This is a genomic window from Spartinivicinus poritis (assembly GCF_028858535.1).
Taxonomy (GTDB): domain Bacteria; phylum Pseudomonadota; class Gammaproteobacteria; order Pseudomonadales; family Zooshikellaceae; genus Spartinivicinus; species Spartinivicinus poritis.
The window spans coordinates 115,084-130,786 of the sequence record NZ_JAPMOU010000009.1 but is presented as its reverse complement, the minus strand read 5'-3'; the positions used below and the strand labels follow the sequence as shown (position 1 = coordinate 130,786).

At 40.0% G+C, this 15,703-nt stretch carries 12 protein-coding genes; 6 read left to right on the top strand and 6 right to left on the bottom strand.

The features are described 5' to 3' along the window. Positions 1 to 219 precede the first annotated feature (219 nt). Positions 220 to 1,905: an acyl-CoA dehydrogenase family protein gene (locus ORQ98_RS09600; protein WP_274688586.1), complete on the top strand. Its 1,686-nt coding sequence runs from the start codon at positions 220 to 222 to the stop codon at positions 1,903 to 1,905. A 34-nt stretch (positions 1,906 to 1,939) separates the two neighbouring features. On the opposite strand, the gene ORQ98_RS09595 is transcribed toward ORQ98_RS09600, so the two are convergent. After that, positions 1,940 to 2,650 (bottom strand): L,D-transpeptidase, encoded by a 711-nt coding sequence (locus ORQ98_RS09595; RefSeq protein WP_274688585.1) that lies wholly within the window; start codon positions 2,648 to 2,650, stop codon positions 1,940 to 1,942. A gap of 453 nt (positions 2,651 to 3,103) precedes the next feature. Beyond that, positions 3,104 to 3,274 carry a hypothetical protein gene (locus ORQ98_RS09590; protein WP_274688584.1) on the bottom strand — a complete coding sequence of 57 codons (171 nt, stop codon included), beginning with the start codon at positions 3,272 to 3,274 and terminating at the stop codon, positions 3,104 to 3,106. A 200-nt stretch (positions 3,275 to 3,474) separates the two neighbouring features. Here ORQ98_RS09590 and ORQ98_RS09585 point away from each other — a divergent pair, with 200 nt between their 5' ends. The 3 genes from ORQ98_RS09585 (at position 3,475) to ORQ98_RS09575 (ending at position 7,037) form a co-directional block, all read left to right on the top strand. Then, positions 3,475 to 4,209, top strand: coding sequence for a substrate-binding periplasmic protein (locus ORQ98_RS09585; protein WP_274688583.1), 735 nt, complete (start codon positions 3,475 to 3,477; stop codon positions 4,207 to 4,209). Positions 4,210 to 4,688: 479 nt separating this feature from the next. After that, the gene (locus tag ORQ98_RS09580) at positions 4,689 to 6,077 is read left to right on the top strand and encodes a S28 family serine protease (RefSeq protein ID WP_274688582.1); all 1,389 of its coding nucleotides are present in this window, start codon (positions 4,689 to 4,691) and stop codon (positions 6,075 to 6,077) included. 423 nt (positions 6,078 to 6,500) lie between these two features. Continuing rightward, positions 6,501 to 7,037 (top strand): PEP-CTERM sorting domain-containing protein, encoded by a 537-nt coding sequence (locus ORQ98_RS09575; protein ID WP_274688581.1) that lies wholly within the window; start codon positions 6,501 to 6,503, stop codon positions 7,035 to 7,037. A gap of 258 nt (positions 7,038 to 7,295) precedes the next feature. On the opposite strand, the gene ORQ98_RS09570 is transcribed toward ORQ98_RS09575, so the two are convergent. Continuing rightward, entirely contained in the window at positions 7,296 to 10,589 is a 3,294-nt protein-coding gene (locus tag ORQ98_RS09570) for a M60 family metallopeptidase (RefSeq protein ID WP_274688580.1), read from the bottom strand. Between the two features lie 435 nt (positions 10,590 to 11,024). Then, entirely contained in the window at positions 11,025 to 11,912 is an 888-nt protein-coding gene (locus ORQ98_RS09565; protein ID WP_274688579.1) for a LysR family transcriptional regulator, read from the bottom strand. A 157-nt stretch (positions 11,913 to 12,069) separates the two neighbouring features. Between ORQ98_RS09565 and ORQ98_RS09560 the strand changes: the two genes are divergently transcribed. Both ORQ98_RS09560 and ORQ98_RS09555 read left to right on the top strand, forming a co-directional pair. Then, on the top strand, positions 12,070 to 12,372 hold the full coding sequence (locus ORQ98_RS09560; protein WP_274688578.1) for a putative quinol monooxygenase: 303 nt from the start codon (positions 12,070 to 12,072) through the stop codon (positions 12,370 to 12,372). A gap of 10 nt (positions 12,373 to 12,382) precedes the next feature. Further along, a complete protein-coding gene (locus ORQ98_RS09555; RefSeq protein ID WP_274688577.1) occupies positions 12,383 to 13,396 on the top strand; it encodes a zinc-binding alcohol dehydrogenase family protein in 1,014 nt (337 codons plus the stop codon). A 278-nt stretch (positions 13,397 to 13,674) separates the two neighbouring features. On the opposite strand, the gene ORQ98_RS09550 is transcribed toward ORQ98_RS09555, so the two are convergent. Continuing rightward, a complete protein-coding gene (locus tag ORQ98_RS09550; RefSeq protein WP_274688576.1) occupies positions 13,675 to 14,838 on the bottom strand; it encodes a quaternary amine ABC transporter ATP-binding protein in 1,164 nt (387 codons plus the stop codon). Between the two features lie 5 nt (positions 14,839 to 14,843). Continuing rightward, positions 14,844 to 15,695, bottom strand: coding sequence for an ABC transporter permease (locus ORQ98_RS09545; protein ID WP_274688575.1), 852 nt, complete (start codon positions 15,693 to 15,695; stop codon positions 14,844 to 14,846). Positions 15,696 to 15,703 lie beyond the last annotated feature (8 nt).

Genomic DNA, 15,703 nt, shown 5'->3' with positions numbered 1-15,703 from the left:
TATTATTGCCAGAAAAAGTGTGAACTACCAAGCAAAAATCTGGCTGTATGTAGAATCGTTTTGAATAAGTCCATTACTAAAATAGTGTGAAACCTATGTGACCCAATCAAATGGAGAAAAGTAAAAAAGACAATATTTGTTTTAAATTGAAGTCTATTCGTGATATTGATGTTGGAATATATGAGTTAAAAGGACTGTTTGGTAAAGGATAACCAGCGAATGTCGCAAATGACTGATCAACCGTGTCCCAGTCAGTGGGCAGAGACTCATCAAGTATTCAATCAACCTACCCCGCTAGAAAACTACAATGTATTTAGTAGTGATTTAACGCTACAACACTGGATGCAGGGATTTGCAGGTGGTTGGGGGCATAGCCGTTGTGTGGCTTATGGCAAGGCCGTTGGGCATGAATTATTGCAAGCGGGTTTTTTAGCTAACAAATATAAACCTGAATTTAACAGCCATGACCGGTTTGGTCACCGCATTGATCAGGTGGATTATCACCCGGCTTATCATCAATTGATGAAGGCGGCCATTGAAAGTGGTTACCACCAACTGCCTTGGCAGCAACCCAGTGAAGGGGCGCATGTGGTCAGGGCCGCTTTAGGTTACTTACATGCCCAGGCAGACCCAGGTACCGGGTGTCCACTGACCATGACATTTGCAGCGGTGCCGACGATTCGCCAGCAGCCTGAGCTGGCCAAAGTCTGGTTACCCAAAGTGTTTGCAAGACAATATGATCCTGATAATAAGCCTTTTTTTCAAAAATCTGGGGTAACCATCGGGATGGCGATGACAGAAAAACAGGGTGGTTCTGATGTGCGGGCAAATACGACAGTTGCAACTCCAGTTAAGCAGCGAGGCTCTGGTCAGGCTTATGAATTGGTGGGCCATAAATGGTTTTGCTCAGCCCCTATGTGTGATGCTTTTTTAGTACTGGCCCAGGCGGGAGGTGGTTTGTCTTGTTTTTTAATGCCAAGGTGGCGTCCCGATGGTTGTAAAAATCAATTTTTGATCCAGCGCCTGAAAAATAAAATGGGTAATGTTTCTAATGCATCTTCTGAAGTGGAGTTCCGTGGTGCCCTGGCCTGGCTAGTGGGTGAAGAGGGACAGGGCGTACCGACTATTATTGAAATGGTGGCATTAACCCGATTTGACTGCATTATTGGTTCAGCAGGATTAATGAGACAGGCTGCTGCTCAAGCATTGCATCATACAGCTGGACGACAAGCATTTGGCCGCCCCCTTCAGCAGCAACCACTAATGCAAAATGTGCTGGTTGACTTGGCCATTGAATCAGAAGCGGCAATTGCTTTAGGTATGCGGGTGGCTTTTTCGCTAGATCAACAAGATCATGAACACCACCGGTTATTTGTTCGGCTGGCTACCGCTGTGGGCAAATACTGGGTGTGTAAACGCTCTGTTCAGCATAGTTATGAGGCTATGGAAACCATCGGGGGAGTAGCAGTGGTAGAGGATAATATATTACCCCGTTTATATCGAGAAGCACCGATTAATGCTATATGGGAAGGCTCTGGCAATATTCAGTGTTTGGATGTATTGCGTGCTATCAGCAAACAACCAACGACACTTGAAGTTTTTTTTCAAGAAGTAATGCTCTGTCAAGGCAGTGATAAATATTTGGATAATTTAATCCACAACTTAAAACAAATGGCTGTTAAATTATCCCACGCCAGTTCGACTGATGGACAATGGCAGGCACGCCAATTTGTAGAAAAACTGGCACTAGCATTACAGGCCAGTATTTTAATTAATGAGGGTGAATCTATAATTGCAGAAGCATTTATTGCTGGCCGATTGGCAGAATCCCATTATCAATATGGTACTTTGCCTGCACTGATTAATGCCTCTGCGATTATTGAACGAGCCACGCCCCAGCTTTGATTTAACATGGATATTAATCAATAAAATACGTTTATTAAGTACGCATCACAATCACTTTGGTACCTCTTAAACCATTGCCTGGTAAGTCGATAAAGTCTTCGTTAAGCCATTTGGCATCTTCGTGAAAGAGTCGAACGCAACCATGACTGGCATGATAACCAGGTACGGTGTCAGATCCATGTAAGGCGAAGCCACGGAAGAAAAACATGCAATAAGGCATGGCAGCACCTCCTCTAGGTAGTGGGTATTTAGAGGAAATACAGCCAGCCCCTTTTTTTCGAATAATAGAGAAATTACCGGCAACTGTACGACAGGGGCGTTTTACGTCAGGGCACCAGGATTTACCACCAGAGAGAGGACCCCAACGGATTAAATTGCCATCAGGGTCATAAGCCCCCCAGGCGAGCCGATCCAGATTAACCAGTAATAGTTTTTGCTGGGGGGCTTCAATACGATATTGGAAAGGAGAAATATCCATTAATTGCATTGAGTCAATATCGTGGGGAATCGCAATGGTGACACCTGGCCGCAATGGTGTGTTCATCCGATTAAGGCGGCGAATAATATCCCGCTTTTCAGCTTTGGGAAATAAACTGTACCAACTATCCCCTTTTTTAGTAAGCACACATTTTACATGGTCATATTGACAAAAACGCTGGCCATAATATGCGCCATTAGCTGATGCAGTGATTGCCACCAGCAGGGGAAGGGGGATCAGCATTAAAGAAGCAATTTTACTCCACATCGCTACTACTCTGCATCTTGCTGAATTGCTAATCAGGGGCTTGTCAAACCAGCATTTGCTGGTGTTGCACTTTCCCCTTAAGTCATTTGCTACCTTGATGACTTATTACCCTGTTAGATAATAGATTGTAGAACAAGTTTCTAAAATTTGTAGGTAAGGATTTTTATATTACCGAATAGCAGTAATAAAATAACTAATAATTATTGATTTTTATGTATCTAGGATCGGAGATAAATGGCTATGATCAATAAGATAGGTGTTTTGTTATTCGTGTATTGTGTGTGGTTTTTTAATGAGGGTGTTTAATAGGTTACTATATTTTTATATTATATTTTTCTTTGTTGTGTGAATATGGTAAGTAAATTAGCAGGTGTTAAAACTCAATAAAATCCTGTATTAATGCGTAAGCATCTTTACAGTTTAAATTTGAGATTTCCAAAGATAGTTTTTTCTCTAAATCATCTGCTTTAATTTTTTTGCTTCATCTGGGCACTGTTTTGAAAACTTACCGATAAGCTCTACTATAGAGATATTAACAGCTTTTATACTGACTTGAGTCGTATTATCTTGAGCATAGATAATGCCTGCTAAAGCTAGCAGTAATAGACATAATAACTGATTCATACCACTACTCCATAAAATATTAACTATTTCTTAAGCAGTCTGAATAATATTATTGTAAAGTCGGAATGCTCTGCTAAGGTATTTTTATATATTATTCTGAAGTAATGTGCTTTTATTTTTATTAATTAAGAGTATAAATAAAACTGTAATTTGAAATTATAATTTATTGGTCAGTAGATATCATAAATATGCGGGTAGTAATGATGAAAACGCTAATGTTAATTTGGCTTTGTGTTTTTTCAAGCATTTGTAATGCAGCAAAGATAGTTGGTACTGGTGTAGTATGGCCCCCTTTTTTTATACAAAATGATTCTGGTCAGGGTATTGCTGTAGAAATTGTAACAGAGGCACTTAAGCGAGAGGGCTATGAACTCGAAATGAAGTTCTTACCCTGGGCTAGAGCAGTTGATGGTGTAAAAAAAGGAAGTTATGATGCACTGGTTGGGGTTTGGTGGACTGAAAAACGGACTAAATTTCTTAGCTTTAGTGACCATTATTTAGAAAATAGTATTAAATTTATTAAGCTTAAAGATGATGACTTTGAATACAATGGTCTATCTAGCTTAGATAAGAAAAAGGTAGGAATCGTTAGAGATTATGGATATGGAGATGAGTTTCTCAGCGCAAAAAACTTTAACAAACCTATTGCCAGTAGTATCATGAAAAACTTAAAGAAACTAGTTGCAAAGCGAATTGACCTCACGCTTGGAGATGAGATTGTTACTAGAGCATTAATTGCAAACCAAGAAGATACAACATTAATAGAAAAAATAGCATTCACCGAAAATGCATTATCAATCAATAAGCTTCATTTTGGTGTTGGACTAGTAAAACCTAACCATAAAACTATTATTGATAAATTCAATAGTGGGCTTAAAAAAATAAAGTCAGATGGTACATTTAATAAGTTAATGATGAAATATAACTTAAAATAATAGTTGTAAACCAAGAAGAAGTGATATGGTAGGGATGAAAAATATCCAATGACTTGGTCAAAAGTGTTTTGTAATAATATAAGGAATTAGATTGTAGAACTTAGTTTATCTGCATTCCATCATTACTACTTAGTTTTAAGATAAAACTAATAAAAAAACTGATAAGCTTACTTTGAATCTGAAAAAATAGGCTTATATTCTAATGTTGTTAGCTCTTTTTGATTAACCTTTGATGAAGCTACTATTTCAATTATTACATGCAATGAAAAGAAAATTTATCAGTGGCTAGTGTTAATTCACCTTGAGTAATGCCTTAATGTAAGTAGCAACGGTTTTGCTTGCCTATTGAGCAAGTGAACTATTGCTGTATATAAATGTTTAAAGTATTGTTGTGAAATACTAAGTTAATAGCAGGGACTTGGTAAGTACTCAGTTACAGTCTAATAAAAATAATGATATTTGAAATTTAAGGACTAATAATGTCTAGGATGGACCACAAAATACGTACGTTAATTGCAGTGCTTTTCTGTTGTATTCTAAATACCACCCAAGCCAATGATCAAGATATCTTTGCTTATTTACAGGCTATACCAGGGATGGTGGTTGAAGAGTTGGATGATCCACCCGAAGGTTACCGCTATTTTTTACTTAATTATGAGCAACCAGTCAATCACTTGAGGCCTGGACTGGGGACTTTTAACCAGCGAATGGTACTGTTGCATCGAGATGCTGAAGCCCCCACTGTACTGGCTACTAATGGCTATTATACGTCAGTAAGTACTTATCGCTATAATTTAACCAGAATACTGGGTGCTAATCAGTTAAAAGTTGAACATCGTTACTTTGCTGAGTCGAGGCCAGAACCGTTGGACTGGCAATATTTGACGATCAGGCAGGCTGCTGCTGACCATCATCGCATTGTGGCGGCCATTCGCCCCTTTTATCAGGGAAAGTGGGTATCCCGAGGTAGTAGTAAAGGAGGGATGACTGCATTGTATCACCGTCGTTTTTACCCTAATGATGTGGATGGCACAGTAGCAAATGTTGCTCCACTCAGCTTTGGGCGACTGGATCATCGTTATGTGACCTTTCAAAATCAAGTGGGAGAGCGGAGTTGTCGGCAAGCGCTAAAACGCTATCAGCGACATTTATTAGAACGTCGTGAGTCGATGAAAGCATTAATTAGTGATTACGCCAAAGAGCAGAACTGGCAGTTTAGTGTGCCTGGTGGTTTAGATCAGGTGTTAGATTACACTGTGGCAGAATTATATTTTCAGTTTTATCAATATGGTTCCCTAGACAGTTGTCATGAAATTCCAGATGGTCAGGCCACTGATGAAGCTTTATTTGAGTTTATGAAAGAGTGGGGGCCTCTGTCATTTATGACTGATGCTGGTATTAAGACATTTGAACCCTATTTTTATCAGGCTATTTCCCAATTTGGTTATCCTAAATTATTGACCCGTCATTTAAAAGACTTACTGTTGTTTGATCCTAATGATTATCGGGTTTATGTGTCTGAGTGGCCAGAGCCTTTTGATTGGCATGCCATGTGGGATGTTGCTCAGTGGGTGGCTTTTAACAGCCGCAATGTTATGTTGATTTATGGTGAAATTGATCCCTGGACAGCCGCCGCATTTTTCTTACCCAATTCAACCTATCGAAGCACCCATAAATTTATGGTAGCTAAGGGTAATCATGGGGCTAATATTACGACCTTAAACTCACAAGACCGCAGACGTGCTGATCAGCTGTTGAGGCGTTGGACTGGTGTTAACCCTATAGAAATAGAAACCCTTGATGAACAAAATGAAGGGTATGATGAAGACTTATATCCCTACTTAACTTTCAATAAACATATTAAATAGCCAAATAAACAACACAAAAAGAGTAAATTAGGTCACACTTGCTCTTTTTGTGAGAGAGATAACACTGAAAATATGGGGTTAATCGTTATCGGATCTCCCCTTATTTTATATCACAAGTAATATATTAAAAAAATTTACAGTTTTTATGTGATGGTTTATACAAAATTACACGCTATTGAGTGCGACTTGAACACTTAGTTATCATTATATAAGTTTAATCAATGTTTAAAAAACGTTGGGTTACTCTAAATTTTACAGCTATTTAAAAGCCGTATTGGTCAACGGATATGAACGTGTTTTATCATTATTATTTTATAAAAAAGTCTATATAAAATAATGAGTTATAATTGTTGGCATCGGTCTTGCTGTAAAGGCATCCATGATTAGGAAGTGCAATAAAACCTATATATGGAAGGTCATATAATGAGCAAAACTATTTTTCAAAAAAGTAAAAAAGCATTAACAATCGCTGCTGCTGCAACTGCGTTACTTGCATCACAAAGCGGTTTAGCGGCTATTTTAAGCGGTGATTATAACATTAATGCTAACCGCCAAGGTGCTCAAACCTTTAAGTGGGATGGTGGTAATACTGCGACTATTAGTGGGCGTCACAACAACTTGGGTTATACGATTCAATACCACAATGTTAGGATTCATAAGCATACCAATAATGTTGATTGGTTGATCGCTTCAACTGGTCGAATTACTTACGATAATGGCCATAGCCATACTGTTGGAATACATCGATATGGTAGAGCTGGCCTAAATGCGCTTTATTTATTTGGTAATAATAATACCATTCATAACTGGACAAGAAGTTTACCTGGCGTAGACCTTCACTCTAAAGTGACCTATGTTCAACCACCTAAGCCTCCTGTACCTGTTCCAGCTCCTGCTTCAATTCTGCTAATGGGCTTAGGCTTAGCGGGCGCTGGCTTACTTAAAAAGAAGAAAAAGTAAGTAATTACGCGATAAGCTTTACGCTTAACAGAGTCTGTTACCATTCGCTTGAATGGCAACCTTTCAAATATGGATCAACAGGCTCTGGTATGTATGTCTAGCGTACTTTCTAATCTACTACATTTATTATTGCCTGCTAATTAGCAGGCTTTTCAGTATATACCTCACGAATTATTTTAGATTTGACTATACCCTTCGCAAGTATAAAAAAAGCCCTGCAAATACAGGGCTTTGACTTTATGTGTGGAACATTTTTAATTAAATGCCGTATTGCCATAAAGGTTTTTTCGGTTTGGGTAGTTCCATATGCGCTACTTGTTGTTTAGCATTTTCAGAAACTTCAATTTTCCATTTCTCAAAGAAACTACGCAAGTCTTCTTTCGCTATGGCTGAGCCTGTCACTAATAGGTAATCAGCTGCAGACTGGTTTTTTGCTTTGGCATAACCGCGTTGATGATAATATTCACGGGTTTTGGTATATAGCTGAGTGTAAAAATCCCATCCATAAGCAAGTGTCAATTGATGGTAAAATACTAAACGCTCAAACGGTCCCGTAATGTCATCCCAACCTTGGCCTTCCTCTAATAGACCCGCTACTTTTTTATAGGTCTGTGCAATTCGGTTAGTTTGACCAAATTGCTCTTGCTGGTAGAGAGAAAATAAATTATTAGTAACTTCAACTGTACCTGGTAGCATCCAGTCACTTTGTTGGTAGTTATGACCAACCTCGTGATAAGGTCCCCAGCTTTTTACGTTATCTAACTTTTGTAATTTAGCAGGCAGGTAAGCCATGATGGGGTAACCCGAATGCATCCAGCCAGCACTGATAGTTAAATCAACATGATAGCGGTTAGGTAAACTTGGAGTACGGTGTGGAATAGCACCGTCTGTTGTTAAACCCATTAATTTATAGGTGTTATTGGTAATTTGTTGCCAAGTTTTCGCATACGTTTCTACATCTGAAATCTCTTGTAGCTGGTCTTTAGGTAATAGCACAATCATGTTGCCACTATGGATTTCACCCCAAGGCGCTGGATAATGTTTAAGTGTACTGTTCCAGTCGCTATTGCTATGTTCCCCTAATTTAAAGTAAGGGGCTTTAACTGCACCTTGAACTGTTAACTGCGCTTGAGCATTGCGATAGTGTTTAGATCCAGTAGTGAAATAAATTAGTCCACCATAAGGGTTATTGATAACATTTTTACCGACATTCAATTTTTGAGTGAAACTGACCTGTGGCGGACGTGGCCAACTATCTTTGTTTTTAGTCGTCGCAATATTATCTGTATGACCATTGACACGAACTTCAATCTGGCTTGGTTGACCCGCTTTGATATGGTTATCAGAGGGTGAGTTTACTGTGATAACAATATTATCGCCGGCTTTGGCATATAACCCAGTACTTAACCAATAAGGGTTGGTTACACTGGTTTTTACCCAGCTACTGTGTTGCTGATTAAAGTCAAAATTAATGGTTTCAGTCACTTTAGCTGCATCAGCTTGAACAGTACCTAGTTGCTCATAACCATTAGCAGGTTTTTGATTTGGTTTTAAGCTTTTTGTAGCTGAATCAAGGTAGGCCATTATTTTTGTATATGGCTTACTGTTTATGTTATAGAGCTTATATTTAATCGCTTTAGTTTGGCTGTCTTCCGATAGACCAAGGTTATTCATTGCACTGTTTGGCAAGTTAGCTAGTGCGCTAGCTGCACCAATAACGGTTTTATCAAAAGTTTCTGCTTCTTTTGATTGTTGCTTGCTATAAGGTAGTGGCTCTTTACCTTCTTCAATCGCTTTGAACCATTTAAAGCGGTTGCTTAAGTTTGCTTCAAGCAGTTGTTGAAAATCTGGTTTGCTGCTGATGGAGTCTGTCCAATGCCAAGTGCCTTTCCATATAATTCCGGCTTTTGCAATTAGGTCTTGACCTTCAGCGGCTTTAAAGTTGATATCCCAGTTCCATACTTGGTGGCCCATAATTAGGCTACCACCTTGCTTAACATAGTTTGCAAGAATTTCTGCTTCTTTAGGGTCTTCAATTCTTGGGTTAACAATGGCAATTGGATATTCAGCTGGATTAAATAGTGCTTTATTATTGATAATATTATCAATTCGATGGGAGTTTATTTGATAACTATCATCAAAATCACCATACCACCATTGAACTAATACATTTAATTTCTCGTTGCTGGAAACAACAACCTTAGCATAGTTATTTTGATTGCGCTCTGTTAACCAATGTAGTGAGTTTCGTACGAATTGAGTCATATTAGAATTCGTTGACGAATTTTTTAAGCTGCTCAGATAACTATGCAGTTCACGGCCAAATACCATCATGCGACCCTCACCATAGCGGCCGGCAGCGATGGTTCCTTTCCCTTGTTCAGGTTCTTTTGCATGAACTAAAAAGCCATTAAAATTATAAGCGCTTAATTGGCTGATCCCAGATCCGGCATATTCAATTTTATCAATATTTTTATAAAGTTTAGCTAAATCACTCAGGTGAGAAATTTGTTGTGTTGATAGGAGTTGTAAAGACTCATTTAAATTATTGACTGCTTCATCAACGATGACTTGAGTTAGCTTGGTTTTATTTAATAGGCTTTCTGCTGAATTTAATATGCTTGTTAAAGTAGCTACGTCACTTGGATAAAACTGACCATTTGCAACGCCGGTTTTAGTTTGGCTAATGACGTCTTTAGCTTGTTTAACTTTATTTTTTAGAGCGGTGGTATCAATGGCTGGTACAGTAGGTTTATTCGTTTGATCCGTTGTAATAATAAGGGATGAAACAATATCATTCAGGCCATTAGCAACGAAACAACGGTTTTTGCCAGTAAAGTTCCAGCTACGGCCTTTAAAATTATCATGTTCATATAATTCTGCTGACATGCCTTTAGGCACTTTAATTGATGAAATGTCATCATTTCGCATACCTAGCCTGCGCAACTGGCTAAGCGTATAACGCCCAGGTGCTAGGTTAACTTGATAGCCATTGAATCCGCAGTGTTTATAGATTGAGACTTGGGTTGACTGCTCAGTTGTCTGATTGCCGCCCGTAGTGCCTGTTGGTTCAGTTGTAGAAGCTATTGATTGCCAGCGTTGATTAGAGCCGCCGTGGTAAGTATAGGTGATTACCTTGCCTTGCTCAGTGCCTGATGCGTCAAGGACCATACGAGGGTTTGCCTTATTTTGGTAAACCCCGCTTACAGCTGACCATTTTTGATGAGTGCCTTGGTGACACTGCCATACAAAAGCTTCACTGCCATTTTGAGGGTAGCGACCAGCTTCCAGACAAAAGTTTGCTGCTACTTGAGGACGAACCCGGCCAAGGGAGTCTTGGTGCCATAATTGTGATGTTAAGTTTTCACACTTGGCTAGCGCAACAGCACTGCCATTTGCTACAGGTAGTTGCTTTACTGTTAAGCACTGGCCAGAGTGACCAACTTTAAGCTGTTGATATTGGGTATTACTGGCTGCTACTTCCAGTGCAACTAAATTCAGTGCAAATACTGTAGATAGGTTAATGGCTGAAATAAAAGAAGACTTCTTCATAACCGTTTAGGTCCTCGTTAAACAATAAAAACTTCAAGCTGCTGATAGTCCTCAGCGAGCTAACTTACTTCTCTTAACGGTCGTGTTGCTTTGAGTAGGGCTTAAATGTGCCGATTTATGTTGTTTTATTTATATTTGTGAAGTGGCTGAGATTGTACGGACTGTAAGTTTTTGTAACGTGAACTAATTATCACTGGCTGTTTGTCAACGCAGTATTAGAGGCGTTAATGTGATTTAGTTGGCATAAACTGAGTGACAGATGTCTGTCAGGCACATACAGAAATTGAGTCATAGTAAGAGTTGAGACTGTAGTCAGTCGTTACTTATAAAGCCTTTAAGTTTAATCATTCGATAGCTTTTATTAATATGTTTGAGAATGGTCTGAACGTTCGTTTTAGTTTTGCTCTATTTTTCTTGTATTCAAATTCGCGAGTATTAAATAGGCTGGAATGTAATGTTGATATATTTTTCTAGATTATATTCCATAATAAAATCAATAAAGGTACGTTGTGCTTTTGGCAAATGAGTACGACTAGGATAAAGCAAATAATAATGGTTATCAGGAATTTCCCAGTCAGGTAAAACCACTTCGAGCTGGTTGTTATTAATTTCATCAATACAAATATAAGAGGGTAGTAAGGCAATACCATCCCCTAATATTGCTGAGTTAAATAGAAATGAGATGCTGTTGCTCATCCATTCTGATGCTGGTTTGTGAGCTCTTTTCTCATTGCCTTTCTGTAATTGCCATATAGGTAATGATTGGTGTTTTAAACAGCGATGACTCACTAATAATTCAGGGGACTCGGGACGACCATATTGATTTAGGTAATCTGGAGAGGCAACTAATACACGACTGATATTACCTAAATGACGGCTAATTAAGTTTGAGTCACTTAGCTTTCCGGCTCGAAAAGCAAAATCGAACCCTTGGTCTATTAAGTCAACATATTCATCAGTGATAAAAAGCTCAAGGGTAATTTGTGAGTAGCGCTTGCGAAAGGTATTAAATAATAGGGGCATAAGGGAGTGCGATGATACTTCTGGACAAGTGATGCGTAAGTTGCCTGTAGGATGCTCTTGCAGGCTGGTAATCGCACGTCGCCCCTGGTTGGCTTGTTGTACCATTTGCTGACAATAGTTAAAAAAGACTTCGCCAGCACCAGTTAAGTGTACTTTACGGGTAGACCGATTGAGTAACCTGACCCCGACAGTGGCCTCTAGCTGTGCTACTTTTTGACTGACTGTTGACTTGGGTATATTGAGCTTCTGACCTGCAGCAGTAAAGCTACCCATTTCTACTACTGAGGCAAAGATAGCCATTTCATCAAAACCTAACATGAACTGCTCACTATTGTTCGTATATATGAACAAAGTATACAAAAAATCTATCTTATAAGAACAATTCCTCTAACCTACAATGAATGCATTCTTTCTTTAGTAACTGCAAATCTTTAATAACTGAAAAGATGAGTGACTGATGAGTACCCCATTGACCATTGTTGCCATTATTCAAGCTAAGCCAGATAAGCAAGCATTAATAAAGGCCGAGTTGGAAAAGTTAATCGAGCCTACAACTGGTGAAGCAGGATGTCTCCAGTATGAGTTACATCAGGACAACGAGCGACCAGAGCAGTTTTTATTTTATGAGAGCTGGGCTAGCCGAAACTTATGGCAGCAGCACATGAACAGTGACCATATTCAGCGTTACTTACAAGCAACTGAAGGGGCAGTAGCACATTTTTCCATTATGGAAATGACCCAAGTAAAGTCATACAGATGAGGATAAGTGGATGAAAGCAATAGGTTTTACAGAATCATTACCGATTACAGATGAGCATAGTCTATTTACGTTTACGACAGAGCAACCGAAACCTGAAGCAAGGGATTTGCTCGTTAAGGTAGAAGCGGTGTCAATTAATCCTGTTGATACTAAGGTACGAAAAAAAGCTGCTAGCCAGGATCAGCTCGAGAAACCACGGATTTTGGGTTTTGATGCAGTGGGAACAGTTGTATCAGTGGGTGATCAAGTGACCTTATTTAAAGAAGGGGATACCGTGTTTTATGCCGGCGATATTTCTCGTTCAGGTAGTAATGCTGAATATCAGTTAGTGGATGAGAGAATAGTCGGCCATAAACCCAGTCAGTTATCTGCCGCCGAGGCGGCGGTATTGCCTTTAACCGCATTGACTGCTTGGGAAGCCCTATTTGATCGACTGGCAATTAAGCCTGGGGACGGTGCTGGAAAAACGATACTTATCATTGGTGGAGCAGGGGGGGTTGGTTCCATAGCGATTCAGCTGGCTAAACAGGTTGGCAAATTTAATGTGATTGCTACGGCATCACGCCCCGAAACCAGTCAATGGGTCACCGAGTTAGGTGCTGACCAGGTAGCGAATCATCATAACTTAGTGGAAAGTGTTAGGGCATTGGGTATCGAGCATGTCGATTATATCTTCAATACCGCTGATACTTATGGGCACTGGGATGCAATGGTTGAGTTAATCAAGCCACAAGGGGCAATAGTGGGTATTGTTGAAAGCAGTCAGCCTGTGGATCTTAGCCAGTTACAGTTTAAGTCAGTAGCGTTTCATTGGGAGGTTATGTTTACCCGTTCATTGTATAAAACAGAGGATATGATTCAACAACACCATATATTGGAGCAAATTAAATCGCTGGCTGATCAAGGTACCATCCGATCAACGTTAACTGAAACGCTTACTGGGCTAGATGCTGAGACTTTAAAAATTGCCCATCAAAAAAGTGAAAGTGGAAAAATGATGGGTAAGTTAGCGGTTGTTTATTAGTCTGAATATTTCATCAAACTGTGGAAATATTAGCGCTTAGCTAGTTAGTAAGTAATTTCCACATTCACGCCGGTATATCTACGAATGTTGCTATTATGACCAGCTGCTAAACTAGACCACAGTTAAGTTACTCGCTTGACTCCTAATTGGTACACTTTCACGCTCTGGCATCCCTCCTAATCTGCCAGAGCTTTTTTTTGCTTAAAATTTACCTTCAATTTTTTTCTATAGCAACTAAGTGTTTTTTTCAAGTGTCTTGTAAAGGATTTAATGGCTTGTTAAGCCACTAAATCGATCACTTTGGTTTTCGACAACCAGCCTTTAAATTCCCCCTGCTTATTGGTGACCGCAACCGGTAGTTTGGAGGTAAGCAGCTGGGGTAACACTTCCTGTAACTCGGCATCATCTGGAATAGTGATAGCCTCCTGCACATAACGACCAATTTCTTTTGCTTGCGCCTGATTAGCTTTGGTGATATCCAAATGGGTCACAATGCCTTTTAAGGCTTTTCCCTCTAACACACAGGCATAATCAAGCCCCTGTTGCTTAAGTTTTTCCAGCGCTTTTTGCGGAGTTGTACGGGTAGTTAAGGTAATGCCAGGCTGTTTGGTGGCGTGGCCTGCGGTAAGTACTTTGCCTCTATTGACGTCTTGGAGAAAGGCCTGCACATAGTCATTTTCTGGGTTAAGCAAAATATCTTCCGGGGTGCCTTCCTGAATCAATTCACCATCTCGTAGAATGGCAATTCGATTGCCCAAGCGCAAGGCTTCGTCCAAGTCATGGGTAATAAAAATAATGGTTTTATTGAGCTTTTCCTGTAATTCCATCAACTGATCTTGCATTTCTCGGCGAATTAATGGGTCGAGAGCGCTAAAGGCTTCATCCATTAATAAAATATCTGGATCGGTCGCTAGTGCGCGGGCCAGACCAACCCGTTGTTGCATACCGCCAGATAATTGATCGGGATATTGATTTTCAAACCCAGTTAAGCCTACTTGATCAAGCCAATAAAGGGCTTTTTCTTCACGAGCTTGTTTGCTAATGCCTTGAATAGCGAGTCCATATGCAACATTGTCGATAATGGTTTTATGGGGTAATAAACCGAACCGCTGAAAAACCATACTCACTTTATGGCGACGGAAGTCTTCTAACTCACGTTTAGACATGGCCATCACGTCGATACCATCAACAATAATTTGTCCTGCAGTGGGCTCAATCAGTCGATTAAAGTGGCGAATCAACGTGGATTTTCCAGAGCCAGATAGACCCATAATGACATATATCTGACCGGCTTCAATATTCAAATTAATATTGCGTAGCCCAATGGTGTGGCCGCTTTTTTCCAATAGTGCTGGTTTGCTTAAACCCGCTTTTGCGTCTTCTAGCCATTTTTTTGGGCGAGGGCCAAACAGCTTATAAATATTGCGAACTTCAATTTTCATGCAAACTACTCCTGTTGCTGTCGGCGTTGGCCAAAGGACTGAGTAATACGATCAAATAAAATGGCTAGAGCGACGATAGCCAAGCCTGCTAATAAACCTCGGCCTACTTCCAGGCGATTGATGCCCATTAATACTTCCTGGCCTAACCCTTTGGCGCCAATCATGGAAGCAATAACTACCATCGCTAATGCCATCATTGTGGTTTGGTTGATGCCAGCCATAATATTGGGTAACGCCAGGGGTAATTGAATACCCAGCAACTGTTGTCTGGTGTTAGCGCCAAAGGCTTGGGAGGCTTCCAGAACTTCTTTATCAACTAGGCGAATGCCAAGATCCGTCAACCGAATTAACGGCGGCACAGCATAAATAACTGTGGCAATAATGGCAGGGATTTTTCCTAAGCCAAATAACATTACCACGGGAATCAAGTAAACAAAGCTGGGCATGGTTTGCATAATATCCAGGATAGGTAAGATGATTTTCCGCAGCCAAGTTGATCGTGACATTAAGATGCCGGTAGGAATACCAATCAGAATGGATAACCCAGTGGCCACAATCATTAAGGCCAAGGTTTGCATGCCTTGATCCCAAAGCCCAATGGCACCGATAAAAGCCAGTAAAGCGGGCATCGCCAGGGTCAATTGCCAGCGGCGACTACCTAGCCAGGTTAATCCTGCGACCACTAACAGTACTAACCACCAGGGTGACTGCCGTAACCCTTGTTCAAGCCATATCAGTAGATCAATAAAGGGTTGGGTAGCTTGTTCAAGAATATCCCCATACTCTGCTACCAGGTTTTCAACGGCATTATCAATTGTTTTGCGCAGTTTGCGTGCAGGAATCAACTCAGGAAACATCGGGTTAC